We start from the raw sequence: 13,404 nt of genomic DNA on the forward strand, positions 1-13,404 counted from the left end.
GTGGGACGGCTCACAAGCCTAGTACGGGTGGGCCTCGCACAGAGGCCCGGAGGGTCACGCCACGGTCACGGTGTGACGGAGGGCGTGGGAGTCGGATCGCCCGTCGTGGTGGGAGTCGGCGTCGCCTGGGGCGTCGGCGTCGTCGACACCGTGGGGGAGGGTGCGGGGGCGCCGGGTCCGGTGGTGAAGTAGATCGCCTGCGACGCGAAGAGCGCGAGGATCAGCGCCCCGCCGGCGATGCCGGCGACGAGGTTGTCGCGGGTGCGTCGACGCAGCCGCCCCTCGTGGAACTGCTGCCGGGCCGCGTACAGCCGCGCTCGCTCGCGACTCTCACGGGATGCACGACTGTTGCCTCCGGCCGCCACGGGCCCTCCTCGCTTCGGGGCCCTGCGTCGGGCCGGGACGATCCTATTTCGCGCTCCGGCGGCCGACAAAACGCGGGGCGCCGACGTCGCACACCCGCATTAGCCTGGAACGGTGACCCCGCCCACCGCCCTCTTCCAGGGACAGACCCCGCTCGCGGTGCGCATGCGTCCGGTCTCGCTCGACGAGGTGGCCGGTCAGGGCCACCTGCTGCGAGCGGGCTCACCGCTGGTCAAGCTCGCCGACCCCGATGCCTCGGCCCAGGTCGCATCGTCCGTCGTGCTGTGGGGGCCGCCCGGCACGGGCAAGACCACGCTCGCGCAGGCGATCGCCCGCTCGTCGGGCAGGCGGTTCGTCGAACTCTCGGCGGTCACGGCCGGTGTCCGCGACGTGCGCGAGGTGATGCAGGAGGCGCTCAACCAGCGAGACCTCTACGGGCAGTCGACCATTCTCTTCCTCGACGAGATCCACCGCTTCACGAAGGCGCAGCAGGATGCGCTGCTGCCCGGAGTCGAGAACGGATGGGTGGTGCTCATCGCCGCGACGACCGAGAACCCGTCGTTCTCGGTGATCTCGCCGCTCCTCAGCCGGTCGCTGCTGCTGACGCTCCGCCCGCTCAGCGACGAGGACCTCCGCATCCTCATCGATCGCGCGGTCGCTGATCCCCGCGGGCTCGGCGGCGCCGTCACGCTCGGCGACGCCGCCGCCGAGGCACTCGTGCGACTGTCGTCGGGCGATGCTCGCCGAGCCCTCACCGCGCTCGAGGCCGCCGCATCCCTCGCCGAACCGGTCGACGACGCCGACGGCACCGGCGACGAGGCCGACGGCGACGACGCACGTCCGGTCATCCAGCCCGAGCACGTCTCGCAGGCCGTCGACCGCGCGCTGCTGCGCTACGACCGGCAGGGTGACGAGCACTACGACGTCATCAGCGCATTCATCAAGTCGATCCGCGGGTCCGACGTGGATGCCGCGATGCACTACCTCGCACGCATGGTCGAAGCGGGGGAGGACCCGCGCTTCATCGCTCGGCGTCTCGTCATCTCGGCGGCGGAGGACATCGGCCTGGCAGACCCGAACGCCCTCACGATCGCCGTCGCCGCCGCAGACGCCGTGCAGTTCATCGGCATGCCCGAAGGCCGCATCCCCCTCGCCGAGGCGACGGCGTACCTCGCCACGACGGCGAAGTCGAACGCCGCGTACGTCGCGATCGACGCCGCCATCGCCGACGTGCGCTCCGGCGGGTTCGGGCGGGTGCCGGTGCATCTGCGAGACGCGCACTACCCGGGCGCGAAGCGACTCGGCCACGGCAAGGGCTACGTGTACCCGCACGACCTCGACGTGGGCGTCGCCACGCAGCAGTACCTCCCCGACGAACTTCGCGGCAAGCGCTACTACGTGCCGACCGCGCGCGGCGCGGAACGCGACATCGCAGCGCGCGTCGAGAAGATTCGCCGCATCCTCGGCGACGACTGAGCGCCCGGCCGGGGCGCCGGGCGGGCTCTCAGGGGCTGCGCGGGAGCGGTCTGGTAGGCTTGAGCGGCTCGAAACGCTGTTTTCGGGCATCCCCTCTCTTCTTCACCACCTTCCGGCATGCCCCGGCGTGCAGTCCGGACAGGGCGAGGAGAGGCGATACGTCCGTGAGTCGTGAAAGACACGTCCACGTCATCGGAAGGAACACTTCGTGGCTACGAAGTCCCAGGACCGCCGCAAGGTCCGCCTCTCCCGCGCCCTCGGCGTCGCGCTGACCCCCAAGGCAGCCAAGTACCTCGAGAAGCGTCCGTACGCGCCCGGCGAGCACGGTCGCACCAAGCGCAAGCAGGACAGCGACTACGCCGTCCGCCTCCGCGAGAAGCAGCGTCTGCGCGAGCAGTACGGCATCCGCGAGAAGCAGATGCGCAACACCTTCAACGAGGCCCGCCGCAAGGACGGCCTGACCGGTGAGAACCTGGTCGAGCTGCTCGAGATGCGTCTCGACGCCCTCGTGCTGCGCGCCGGCCTCGCCCGCACCACCGCGCAGGCTCGCCAGCTCGTCGTGCACCGCCACATCCTGGTCGACGGCCAGCTCGTGGACCGCCCGTCGTTCCGCGTGAAGCCGGGTCAGCTCATCCACGTCAAGGCCAAGAGCGAGGGCACCGAGCCCTTCCAGGTCGCAGCCGCCGGCGGTCACGCCGAGGTGCTGCCGCCCGTTCCGGGCTACCTCGAGGTCGAGCTCGACAAGCTGCAGGCCCGTCTCGTGCGTCGCCCCAAGCGCGCCGAGGTTCCGGTCGTGTGCGAGGTTCAGCTGGTTGTGGAGTATTACGCAGCCCGATAGGGCCGCGCCCGAAGGTGGCGCGCAAGCGCCGCGTCGGAATCGGTACGGCGCGCTGAGCGCCGCGTACATCAACGCAACGCCGGAGGGCGTCGGGGAGACCCGGCGCCCTTCGGCGTTTCCGCCTACGATGGAGGGATGCCGCGCCCCGGCGGCCCGCGAGGAAGTGATGACATGAAGAACGTGGTCTGGTTCGTGCTCGGCATCGCCGGCGGTTTCGTGCTCGCCCACCTCGTCAACAAGGACCCGCGCGGCCAAGAAGTCCTCTCCGAGGTCGACGCCCGCATTTCGGAGTTCACCGACCGGATCGCCGACGCGTACCGCGAGCAGGAGGCCCGCATCACCGGCCTCGTCGACGACGCGAAGGATGCCGCCGCCACCGCCGCCGACGCCGCAGCCGACTTCATGTCGGACACTGCCGCCGCCGCGAAGGAAGCCGCCAAGGACGCGGCGAGCAAGCTCGCCGACTGACCCCACCCGCCCTCGCGCCCCGCGGGGCGCACCCGTATGCCTTCCGAGGAATCCAACCCGCATGAAGACCGCTGAGATCGCCCGGCGCTACCTCGACTACTTCGAGAAGAACGGCCACACGATCGTCCCGTCGGCGTCGCTCGTCACCGACGACCCCGCCCTGCTGTTCACCGTGGCCGGCATGGTGCCGTTCATCCCGTATCTCTCGGGCGATGTGCCCGCCCCCTACACGCGGGCTGCCGACAACCAGAAGTGCATCCGCACGAACGACATCGAAGAGGTCGGGAAGACGCCGCGCCACGGCACGTTCTTCCAGATGCTCGGCAACTGGTCGTTCGGCGACTACTTCAAGGAGGGCGCGATCCGCTTCGCGTGGGAGCTCCTGACCTCGGCCGAGGAGGACGGCGGTCTCGCGTTCGACCCGAAGGATCTCTGGGTCACCGTGTACGAGGACGACGACGAGGCCCGCGAGCTGTGGCTGAAGATCGCCGGTCTCCCAGAGGAGCGCATCCAGCGCCTCGGCAAGGACACGAACTACTGGTCGACCGGGCTTCCCGGCCCCGCCGGTCCCTGCTCGGAGATCTTCTTCGACCGCGGTCCCGCGTACGGCATCGACGGCGGCCCTGCCACCGACGACGACCGCTACGTCGAGATCTGGAACCTCGTGTTCATGCAGTACGAGATCACGAACGTGCGATCGAAGTACGACTTCGACATCGTCGGAGAGCTTCCGGCGAAGAACATCGACACCGGCATGGGCCTCGAGCGCGTCGCGTTCATCAAGCAGGGCGTCGACAACATGTACGAGACCGACCAGGTGCGTCCGGTCCTCGACAAGGCCGTCGAGCTGTCGGGCCGCCGCTACGGCGCGAACCACGAGGACGACGTGCGCTTCCGCGTGATCGCCGATCACGTGCGCTCGTCGCTCATGCTCATGTCCGACGGCGTCACCCCGTCCAACGACGGTCGCGGCTACATCCTGCGTCGCCTGATGCGCCGCGCGATCCGCTCGATGCGACTCCTCGGTGTCGAGGGCCCGACCTTCGCGGAGCTGTTCACCGTGTCGCGCGACGCGATGAAGGAGGCGTACCCGGTCGTCGAGACCGACTGGGCCCGCATCTCGCAGTACGCACTCGCGGAGGAGGAGACGTTCCTGCGCACCCTCGCCGCCGGCTCCGCCATCCTCGACGACTCGGTCGCCCTGACCAAGAAGTCCGGTGCGACGGCGATCGCCGGCTCCGAGGCATTCCTGCTGCACGACACGTACGGCTTCCCCATCGACCTCACGCTGGAGATCGCCGAGGAGGCCGGACTCTCGGTCGACCGCGCGGCGTTCGACACGCTCATGCAGGAGCAGCGGGCGCGGGCGAAGGCCGACGCGCGCTCGCGCAAGCGCCAGCTCGCCGACACCAGCGTGTACCGCGACTTCCGCGCGAAGGGCGAGACGGGCTTCACCGGCTACACCGACCTCGAGACCGAGTCGTCGGTGCTCGGCATCCTCGTCGACGGCGTCTCGGTCGACCGCGCGGCGGTGGGTCAGATCGCGGAGGTCATCCTCGCCGAGACGGCTCTGTACGCGGAGTCGGGCGGCCAGGTCGCCGACAAGGGCGTCATCGTCGGCCCGGGGTACGAGCTCGAGGTGCTCGACGTGCAGAAGCCCGTCCCGGGCCTCGTGAGCCACACCGTCGAGGTCACGACCGGCGAGGTCGGCGTCGGCCAGCCCGCGACGACGGTCGTGGATGCCGCGAACCGGCGCGCCGCGCGCCAGGCGCACTCGGCCACCCACCTCGTGCACGCCGCCCTTCGCGACACGCTCGGCAAGACCGCGACGCAGGCGGGCTCGCTCAACCGCGCCGGCTACATGCGCTTCGACTTCTCGTGGGCCCAGGCCCTGAGCGACGCGACCAAGAGCGAGATCGAGGAGATCGCCAACAACGCGGTCCGCGACAACCTCGAGGTGACCACGCGAGTGCTGCCGCTCGACGAGGCGAAGTCGCTCGGTGCGATGGCCCTGTTCGGCGAGAAGTACGGCGACACCGTGCGCATGGTCGACATCGGCGGCCCGTGGTCGCGCGAGCTGTGCGCCGGCACGCACGTGTCGACGAGCGCCGAGATCGGTCTCATCAACCTCGTGGGCGAGTCGTCGGTGGGTGCATCCAACCGCCGTGTGGAGGCTCTCGTCGGGCTCGACGCGTTCCGCTCCCTCGCTGCGGAGCGCGCGCTCGTGTCGCAGCTCACCACGACGCTCAAGACGCCGCGCGACCAGCTGCCGGCGCGCATCGCCGAGCTCACCGCGAGCCTCAAGGCGGCCGAGAAGAAGATCGCGGCGTTCGAGTCGAAGGCACTCGCCGACCGCCTTCCGGCCCTCACGGCCACGGCGAGCACGGTCGGCCCCTATGCGGTCGTCGCCGAGTCCCTCGGCGCCGCCGCGTCGGCCGACGACGTGCGCTCGCTCGCCCTGCAGGTGCGCGAGCGCCTCGGGTCGCAGGCATCCGTCGTCGCCCTCGGCGCCGACGTCGCCGGTCGTCCGGTCGTCATCGTCGCCACGAACGACGCGGCCCGCGCGGCGGGCGCGAAGGCTGGAGCGCTCGCGAAGGCCGCGGCCGCCGCCCTCGGCGGCGGTGGAGGCGGACGTGACGACGTCGCCCAGGGCGGCGGCACGGATGCTGCGGCACTCCCTGCCGCGCTGTCGGCCGTCACGGGGGCGCTCGGCGCGTGAGCGGATTCCGCCGCGGGGTGCGGCTCGGCGTCGACGTCGGGAAGGCTCGCGTCGGGGTCGCACGGTGCGATCCCGACGGCCTTCTCGCGACGCCGGTCGAGACCGTTCCCCGCGACGACGCCGCCGTCGCGCGCGTGCTCGCCCTCGCGGACGAGCACGGCGCGATGGAGATCCTCATCGGCCTGCCGCTCAACCTCCGGGGGGAGGAGACGGCCTCGACGACGGATGCCAAGGAGTTCGCCGGTGCCGTCGCGGCGGCATCCGACCTCTCGGTGCGCCTCGTCGACGAGCGGCTGTCGACGGTGTCCGCGCACGCGGCGCTGCGGCAATCGGGCAGATCCCAGCGTTCCTCACGTAGCATTGTCGACCAGGTCGCCGCTGTCGTCCTGCTCCAGCAGGCTCTCGAGGTCGAGAAGAACAGCGGCCGCCCACCCGGAGCACCCGCCCCCCAGGAGTCCCTCTGATGTCCGATCCTTCGCAGCCCGCCGCGCCGGGGTCACGGCGCGCGGCGCGCGAGGCCGCCGCGCGACAGGCACCGGACGCGGGAGCGACGGCGCCGACGCCGTCTCCCCAGCCCGAACCCGCGCCCTCGTCCGGAACCCTCCCCGGCACCTCGACGCCCGGTCCGTCCGCGGGCCGGTCGATCCCCAGCCACCCGTCGAGCGGCTCCATCCCCACGGCGCCCCGACCCGCCACCGCACCGGTCGAGTCTCAGGCGATGCCGGTGCTCGCCGACAGCGGACCGTTCCCGGCGCAGCTGAGCACCGGCGCACTCCCGGTCTTCACGCCGCGCACTCCGGCGGCCGCCGCACCCGCCCAGGCCGCCGCATCGGTCGAGACGCCGCGCCCGTCGGCATCGGCCGACCCCGGTCCCGTCGACGACGAGCCCTGGATCTTCGGCGCAGTCGAGGCAGCTCCCGCCATCCCGTATGCGCGCGGATCACGACCGGCAGCGCCGACTCCCGCAGCGCCGCTGCCGCAGGCCGCCCCACAGCCGCAGCCGCAGCCGCACGAGGGTGCCCAGCAGCCGCAGGAGACGCACGGCCGCACGGCGCTCGCTGAGCGCCCGACCGGGATCACCGCGTCGACGGCGACCCTCGAGGATCTGTTCACGGGCGAGTCCTCCACCGACGACCTCGGCGACGCGCCCCCGCGCCCGAACAAGCGCAAGCGACGCATCGGCGGCTGGATCGCCCTCGGCGTCGTCCTCGCGATCCTGGGCGGCATCGCCGCCGGCGGCTGGTATGTGTGGACGACGTACGAGGAGCAGATCCGCGACGTGATGGGGTGGGCCGAGCCCAAGGACTACGAAGAGGGACTCGCGAACGGCGAGACCTACATCACGATCGCCGAGGGCGACACCGGGTCGCCGATCTCGCAGAGCCTCTTCGACGCGGGTGTGACGAAGACCGACGACGCGTTCTACGACTATCTGATCGAGACGGCGCAGAACCCGCCGTTCGTGCCCGGAGTGTTCAAGCTGCAGAAGCAGATGACCTCCGAAGCCGCCCTCGCGGCGCTGCTCGACCCGGCGAACAAGATGGAGAACACCGCGCAGCTGCGCGAGGGGCTCACCGTCGAGCAGTCGCTCCCGCTGCTCGCCGAGGGCACCGGCATCGAACTCGCCGATTACGAGACCGCCGTGGCCGACCCGTCGCAGTACGGCGTCGAGGCCGACACGCTCGAGGGCTGGCTGTTCCCCGCGACCTACTCGTTCGAGCCCGGAGTGACGGCCACCCAGGTGATCCAGACGCTCGTCGACCGGACCGTCGAGTCCCTCGACGCGGCCGAGGTGCCCGAGGCCCAACGCCAGGAGATCCTCACCATCGCCTCGATCATCCAGCGCGAGGCGCGGTACGAGGAGGACATGCAGAAGGTCTCCACGGTCATCCAGAACCGCCTGAAGCCCGACAACCAGGAGACCTTCGGACTGCTGCAGATGGACTCGACCGCCCAGTACGGGTACGGCGAGATGCACGACGGCACCGTCAGCTCCTCAGCGGAGGCGCTTGCCGACGACAACCCGTGGAACACCTATGTGCACGCGGGCCTCCCTGTCGGGCCGATCGCGAATCCGGGCGACGTGGCCATCGACGCCGCGATGCATCCCGTGGACGGCGACTGGCTGTATTTCGTGACGGTGAATCTCGACACGGGCGAGACGATCTTCACGACGAACCTCGCCGACCACAACCGGGCTGTCGCGCAGTGGCAGACCTGGTGCGCCGACAACCCGGACTCGGGGTGCTGAACGGCGCCAGGCGCCTCGCGGTGTGGGGCGATCCGATCGACCACTCGCGTTCGCCGCAGCTGCACGCCGCGGCTTACGACGTGCTCGACGTCGACTGGATCTACGGGCGACGCCGCGTCGACGAGTCCACGTTCGCGGACGAGCTCGCGGGCCTCGACGGCACTTGGCGCGGTCTGTCGCTGACGATGCCGCTCAAAGGCGTCGCGCACCGCGCAGCGGTGTCGCTCGACGAGCGCGCTGCACGCACCGGCGCGGTGAACACCCTGCTGCTCACGCCCGACGGTCCACTCGGCTTCAACACCGACGTGGGCGGGATCGTCCGCGCGCTCGGTGAGCACGGCATCGCGTCGGCGGACTCCGCCCGGATCGTCGGCGCCGGCGCCACGGCGACCTCTGCCCTGGTCGCCCTGGCAGAACTCGGAGCGACAGAGGTCGACGTGGTCGCCCGCCGCGCCGAAGCCGTCGCGCCGCTGCGCGCGCTCGGCGACGACCTCGGCGTCGCGGTGCGCCACACGTCCTTCACTGCGGCGCTATTCGCCCCCGTCGACGTCACCATCGCCACACTTCCGGGCGACGCCGCGATCGCGCCGGAGGCCGCAGCCGCCCTCGCCGCCGACGGCGGCTTCCTCCTTGACGTCGTGTACGGCCACTGGCCGACGCCGCTGTCACGCGCCTGGGACGCCGCGGGCGGAGCATCCGCATCGGGTCTCGGGATGCTGCTGCACCAGGCGATCCTGCAGATCCGCATCTTCCGCTCGGGTGATGTCGACCACGCTCTTCCGCGTGAGGATGCAGTCCTTTCAGCGATGCGCTCGGTGCTGGAGCGTCCCGCGGCGTAACGCCCCCGCCGTCCGTGGGAGACTGGAGCAATGCTCCGCGTGCTCACGGCCGGCGAATCCCACGGCCCCGAACTCGTCGCCGTCATGGAGGGCCTGCCTTCGGGCGTCCCGATCTCGCGCGCCGCCATCCAGGCCGACCTCGCCCGCCGCAAGCTCGGCTACGGCCGCGGCTCGCGCATGAAGTTCGAAGAGGACGAGCTGACCATCTCGTCCGGGGTCGTGCACGGCTACAGCCTGGGCAGCCCGATCGCGCTGCGCATCGGCAACACCGAGTGGCCGAAGTGGGTCGAGGTGATGAGCCCCGACCCGATCGACCTCACCGAGAAGTCCCGCGGCCGCGGTGCCGCGCTCACGCGACCCCGGCCCGGACACGCCGACCTCGTCGGCATGCAGAAGTACGGCTTCACCGAGTCGCGTCCGATCCTCGAGCGCGCGAGCGCGCGCGAGACCGCTGCGCGCGTGGCACTCGGCGCCCTTGCCCGTGCGTTCCTCGCCGAGCTCGGCATCGAGCTCGTGAGCCACACGCTCTCGATCGGCCCCGTGCAGTCTCCTGAGGGCGCGGCGCTGCCGACTCCGGCAGACGTCGAGGCGCTCGACGCCGATCCGCTCCGGTGCTTCGACGCCGAGACCAGTGCGCGGATGGTCGCCGAGGTGGACTCCGCCCGCAAAGACGGCGACACCCTCGGCGGCATCGTCGAGGTGCTCGCCTACGGATTGCCGCCGGGACTCGGCTCGCACGTGCACTGGGATCGCCGACTGGACGGCAAGCTCGCCCAGGCGCTCATGAGCATCCAGGCCATCAAGGGCGTCGAGGTCGGCGACGGCTTCGAGACGACCCGCCGCCGCGGCTCCGCGGCGCACGACGAGCTGTTCACCGCCGACGACGGCATCACCCGTTCGAGCGACAAAGCCGGCGGCACCGAGGGCGGCATGTCCACCGGCACGGTGCTGCGCGTACGCGCCGGCATGAAGCCGATCGCGACGGTGCCCAAGGCGCTGCGCACCGTCGACGTCGCCACCGGCGACACGGCGGCCGCACACCACCAGCGCTCCGACGTGTGCGCCGTGCCCGCCGCCGGTGTCGTGGCCGAAGCCATGGTCGCCGTCGTGCTCGCCGAGTCCGTGCTCGAGAAGTTCGGCGGCGACAGCGTCGCCGAGACCCGCCGCAACATCGCCGGATACCTCGCCGCGATCCCCGAGAACCTGCGCACGTCGACCGTGAGCGACGACACGCTGGGCGGATGAACGCCCCCGCGATCGTCCTCATCGGTCCGATGGGTGCGGGCAAGTCGAGCGTCGGCAAGCGTGTCGCCAAGCTGCTCGAGCTGCCGTACACCGACACCGACACCGTCGTGGTCACCGCTCACGGCCCGATCGAGCGCATCTTCACCGAACACGGGGAGGCGCACTTCCGGGCGCTCGAGCGCGAGGCCGTCTCCACGGGGCTCGCGCGCGGGGGCATCGTCTCGCTCGGCGGGGGAGCCGTGCTCGATGCCGACACCCAGCACGACCTCGCGGCTCACCGCGTGGTGCTGCTGACGGTCGAGCCGCGCATCGTCGCCGCCCGGGTGCGCGGATCGAAACGTCCGCTCCTCTCCGGCGACGACGCGATCGCGCGCTGGACCGAGATCTACCGGGAGCGTCTGCCCGTCTACGAACGCCTCGCCGACGTCACCTACGACACGTCGACGGGCCCGATCCAGAGCGTCGTCGACGCGATCGCCGACTGGGCGCGCAACACAGGAGGACCCACCCCATGACCGATGCGACGACGATCGCCGTCTCCGGCGACGCGGCATACGAGATCACCGTCGGGCGCGGCATCCTCGCCTCCGTCGGCGCAGCCCTCCCGGCCGCGGCGCGCAAGGTGCTCATCATCCACCCGCCAACGCTCGCCGCGCAGGCGGCGGCGCTGCGCGAGCAGCTCCTCGCCGACCGGGAGGTGCTCCTCGCCGAGATCCCCGACGCCGAGCAGGGCAAGCGCGTCGAGGTGGCCGCGTTCTGCTGGCAGGTTCTCGGGCAGGCCGACTTCACCCGCACCGACGCGATCATCGGCTTCGGCGGGGGAGCGGTGACCGATCTGGCCGGGTTCGTCGCGGCCACCTGGCTTCGCGGCATCGAGGTCGTGCAGATCCCCACCACCGTGCTCGGCATGGTCGACGCGGCGGTCGGCGGCAAGACCGGCATCAACACCGCCGAGGGCAAGAACCTCGTGGGCGCGTTCTGGGCGCCGCGAGCCGTGATCTGCGACCTCGACCTCCTCGACTCGCTCTCGCGCAACGAGCGGGTCGCCGGCTATGCCGAGGTGGTGAAGGCGGGATTCATCCAGGAGCCCGAGATCCTCGACCTCGTCGAGGCCGACCCGGAGCGGGCGACCGACCCCCGCTCCGACGAATTCCGCCGCACGATCGAGCTCGCCATCGCGATGAAGGCGCGCGTCGTCGGCGCCGATCTGCGTGAGGCCGGGCTGCGCGAGATCCTCAACTACGGCCACACCCTCGGACACGCGATCGAGCACGCCGAACGCTACCGCTGGCGCCACGGCGCCGCGATCTCGGTCGGCATGGTGTTCGCCGCCGAACTGTCGCGTCTGGCGGGCAGGCTTCCGGATGCCGCCGCGCAGCGGCACCGCGACATCCTGACGTCGCTCGGCCTGCCGACCACCTACCGCGCCGGGGCCTGGCAGCAGCTGCTCGCGACCATGCAGCGCGACAAGAAGAGCCGGGGCGGGATGCTGCGCTTCATCGTGCTCGACGACATCGCCAAGCCCACCGTGCTGCAGGCGCCCGACGAGTCGCTCATGTTCGCCGCATACCAGGAGGTCGCCAGCTGACACGCGGCCGGCGGTCGCCGCGACGACGGCTAGGGTGATCGGGTGACCGATCCGCGCCGCATCCTGCTCGTCAACGGGCCGAATCTGAACCTCCTCGGCACCCGCGAGCCCGCGATCTACGGCAGCGACACCCTCGCCGACGTCGAGGCGCTCGTCACCCGGACCGCGGCCGAGACCGGCTTCGAGGTGCGCGCGGTGCAGAGCAACCACGAAGGCGTCCTGCTCGACGCGATCCACGCCGCCCGCGAGGACTGCGCGGGCATCGTCATCAACGCCGGTGGGCTCACCCACACGTCGGTGATCCTGCGCGACGCCCTCGCCGGAGTCGCGCTGCCGGTCGCCGAGGTGCACATCTCGAACGTGTACGAGCGCGAGCAGTTCCGCCACCACTCGTACATCGCCGACCTCGCCGCCGTGCACGCAGTCGGCGAGGGCATCGCCGGGTACGCCACCGCGACGCGGCGGCTCATCGCCGTCATCACCGGGCAGGCCGACGGCTGATCCCGGCCTCTTCAGCCGGCATCCCGTAGAATGACCTGTCGGCGCTTCGACGGGCTCAGCGATCTCGCGCGCCCCGCGCCTCCACCGGACTTTCAGACGAACGGAACCCACCCCGCCATGGCATCCACCGCAGACATCAAGAACGGCGTCGTCCTGAACATCGACGGACAGCTGTGGAGCGTCGTCGAGTTCCAGCACGTCAAGCCCGGCAAGGGCGGCGCATTCGTCCGCACGAAGCTCAAGAACGTCATGAGCGGCAAGGTCGTCGACAAGACGTTCAACGCCGGCGCGAAGATCGAGACCGAGAACGTCGACCGCCGCGACTTCACGTACCTGTACAACGACGGCGACAACTTCGTCTTCATGGATGTCGCCGACTACGACCAGCTCAACGTGGGCGCCGCGACGGTCGGCGACGCCGCCCACTTCCTGCTCGAGAACCAGCAGGTGCAGATCGCGCTCAACAACGGCAACCCGCTGTACATCGAGCTCCCCGCGTCGGTCATCCTCGAGATCACCTACACCGAGCCGGGTCTGCAGGGCGACCGCTCGTCGGCCGGCACCAAGCCCGCCACGCTCGAGACCGGCTACGAGATCCAGGTGCCGCTGTTCCTCGAGACCGGCACGAAGGTCAAGGTCGACACCCGCACGGGCGACTACCTCGGCCGCGAGAAGTAAGGCGTGAGCGCCCGTACGAAGGCGCGCAAGCGCGCGCTCGACCTTCTGTTCCAGAGCGACGTCCGCGGCGACGACCTGGCCGTGACACTCGCGGCCGAGGCCACCCGCGCGGCGAACGAGCCGGCGCGAGAGGCGTCGTGGCTGTACGCCCGCGAGATCGTCGACGGCATCATCGACAACCGCGACGCGATCGACGAGCAGATCACCACGTTCGCGAAGGACTGGTCGCTGGCGCGCATGCCCGCCGTCGACCGCGCGCTGCTGCGCATCGGCACGTGGGAGATCCTCTACAACGACGCCGTTCCCACGGCGGTCGCCATCGACGAGGCCGTCGAACTCGCCAAGGAGTTCTCGACCGACGACTCGGGCGCCTTCGTCCACGGCGTGCTCGCACGCATCGCGCGAGCATCCTGACGACGACGCCGGCGGCCCTCGCCG

At 71.0% G+C, this 13,404-nt stretch carries 14 protein-coding genes; 13 read left to right on the top strand and 1 reads right to left on the bottom strand.

Translation table 11 applies throughout. The features are described from left to right. Positions 1-65: 65 nt before the first annotated feature. Positions 66-365 carry a hypothetical protein gene (locus tag JOD63_RS06830; RefSeq protein WP_045276868.1) on the bottom strand — a complete coding sequence of 100 codons (300 nt, stop codon included), beginning with the start codon at positions 363-365 and terminating at the stop codon, positions 66-68. A gap of 112 nt (positions 366-477) precedes the next feature. Between JOD63_RS06830 and JOD63_RS06835 the strand changes: the two genes are divergently transcribed. The 13 genes from JOD63_RS06835 to nusB all read left to right on the top strand — a co-directional run bounded on the left by JOD63_RS06835 (position 478) and on the right by nusB (position 13,380). Continuing rightward, positions 478-1,839 (top strand): replication-associated recombination protein A, encoded by a 1,362-nt coding sequence (locus JOD63_RS06835; RefSeq protein ID WP_245618050.1) that lies wholly within the window; start codon positions 478-480, stop codon positions 1,837-1,839. 208 nt (positions 1,840-2,047) lie between these two features. Then, on the top strand, positions 2,048-2,677 hold the full coding sequence (rpsD, locus tag JOD63_RS06840) for a 30S ribosomal protein S4 (protein ID WP_045276869.1): 630 nt from the start codon (positions 2,048-2,050) through the stop codon (positions 2,675-2,677). Positions 2,678-2,848: 171 nt separating this feature from the next. Beyond that, positions 2,849-3,145, top strand: a complete 297-nt coding sequence (locus JOD63_RS06845; protein WP_045276870.1) for a hypothetical protein — start codon at positions 2,849-2,851, stop codon at positions 3,143-3,145. A gap of 61 nt (positions 3,146-3,206) precedes the next feature. Continuing rightward, positions 3,207-5,864, top strand: coding sequence for an alanine--tRNA ligase (alaS, locus tag JOD63_RS06850; protein ID WP_045276871.1), 2,658 nt, complete (start codon positions 3,207-3,209; stop codon positions 5,862-5,864). Beyond that, the gene (gene ruvX / locus JOD63_RS06855) at positions 5,861-6,328 is read left to right on the top strand and encodes a Holliday junction resolvase RuvX (RefSeq protein ID WP_045276872.1); all 468 of its coding nucleotides are present in this window, start codon (positions 5,861-5,863) and stop codon (positions 6,326-6,328) included. The genes alaS and ruvX overlap by 4 nt, the downstream gene beginning before the upstream one ends. Next, positions 6,328-8,115: an endolytic transglycosylase MltG gene (mltG, locus tag JOD63_RS06860; protein ID WP_052682609.1), complete on the top strand. Its 1,788-nt coding sequence runs from the start codon at positions 6,328-6,330 to the stop codon at positions 8,113-8,115. Before ruvX ends, mltG begins: the two co-directional genes overlap by 1 nt. Continuing rightward, positions 8,085-8,954: a shikimate dehydrogenase family protein gene (locus JOD63_RS06865; protein ID WP_307803163.1), complete on the top strand. Its 870-nt coding sequence runs from the start codon at positions 8,085-8,087 to the stop codon at positions 8,952-8,954. Before mltG ends, JOD63_RS06865 begins: the two co-directional genes overlap by 31 nt. A gap of 30 nt (positions 8,955-8,984) precedes the next feature. Continuing rightward, positions 8,985-10,199 (top strand): chorismate synthase, encoded by a 1,215-nt coding sequence (aroC, locus tag JOD63_RS06870; protein WP_045276873.1) that lies wholly within the window; start codon positions 8,985-8,987, stop codon positions 10,197-10,199. After that, positions 10,196-10,714, top strand: coding sequence for a shikimate kinase (locus JOD63_RS06875; protein ID WP_045276874.1), 519 nt, complete (start codon positions 10,196-10,198; stop codon positions 10,712-10,714). Before aroC ends, JOD63_RS06875 begins: the two co-directional genes overlap by 4 nt. Continuing rightward, positions 10,711-11,787, top strand: coding sequence for a 3-dehydroquinate synthase (gene aroB / locus JOD63_RS06880; protein ID WP_045276875.1), 1,077 nt, complete (start codon positions 10,711-10,713; stop codon positions 11,785-11,787). Before JOD63_RS06875 ends, aroB begins: the two co-directional genes overlap by 4 nt. A gap of 42 nt (positions 11,788-11,829) precedes the next feature. Next, complete coding sequence (gene aroQ / locus JOD63_RS06885) at positions 11,830-12,288, top strand: type II 3-dehydroquinate dehydratase (RefSeq protein WP_045276876.1); 459 nt, start codon at positions 11,830-11,832, stop codon at positions 12,286-12,288. Positions 12,289-12,405: 117 nt separating this feature from the next. Beyond that, positions 12,406-12,966, top strand: coding sequence for an elongation factor P (gene efp / locus JOD63_RS06890; protein WP_045276877.1), 561 nt, complete (start codon positions 12,406-12,408; stop codon positions 12,964-12,966). 3 nt (positions 12,967-12,969) lie between these two features. Continuing rightward, positions 12,970-13,380, top strand: coding sequence for a transcription antitermination factor NusB (nusB, locus tag JOD63_RS06895; protein ID WP_045276878.1), 411 nt, complete (start codon positions 12,970-12,972; stop codon positions 13,378-13,380). Positions 13,381-13,404: the final 24 nt, after the last annotated feature.

Origin of the sequence: Microbacterium terrae, assembly GCF_017831975.1 — a bacterium.
GTDB classification, from domain to species: Bacteria; Actinomycetota; Actinomycetes; order Actinomycetales; family Microbacteriaceae; genus Microbacterium; species Microbacterium terrae.

What these genes read in the sequence shown, in the direction of transcription:
- JOD63_RS06875 (WP_045276874.1), top strand. Translation starts at nt 10,196, where the DNA reads ATGAACGCCCCCGCGATCGTCCTCATCGGTCCGATGGGTGCGGGCAAG.
- mltG (WP_052682609.1), top strand. Translation starts at nt 6,328, where the DNA reads ATGTCCGATCCTTCGCAGCCCGCCGCGCCGGGGTCACGGCGCGCGGCG.
- aroB (WP_045276875.1), top strand. Translation starts at nt 10,711, where the DNA reads ATGACCGATGCGACGACGATCGCCGTCTCCGGCGACGCGGCATACGAG.
- JOD63_RS06845 (WP_045276870.1), top strand. Translation starts at nt 2,849, where the DNA reads ATGAAGAACGTGGTCTGGTTCGTGCTCGGCATCGCCGGCGGTTTCGTG.
- aroC (WP_045276873.1), top strand. Translation starts at nt 8,985, where the DNA reads ATGCTCCGCGTGCTCACGGCCGGCGAATCCCACGGCCCCGAACTCGTC.
- alaS (WP_045276871.1), top strand. Translation starts at nt 3,207, where the DNA reads ATGAAGACCGCTGAGATCGCCCGGCGCTACCTCGACTACTTCGAGAAG.
- efp (WP_045276877.1), top strand. Translation starts at nt 12,406, where the DNA reads ATGGCATCCACCGCAGACATCAAGAACGGCGTCGTCCTGAACATCGAC.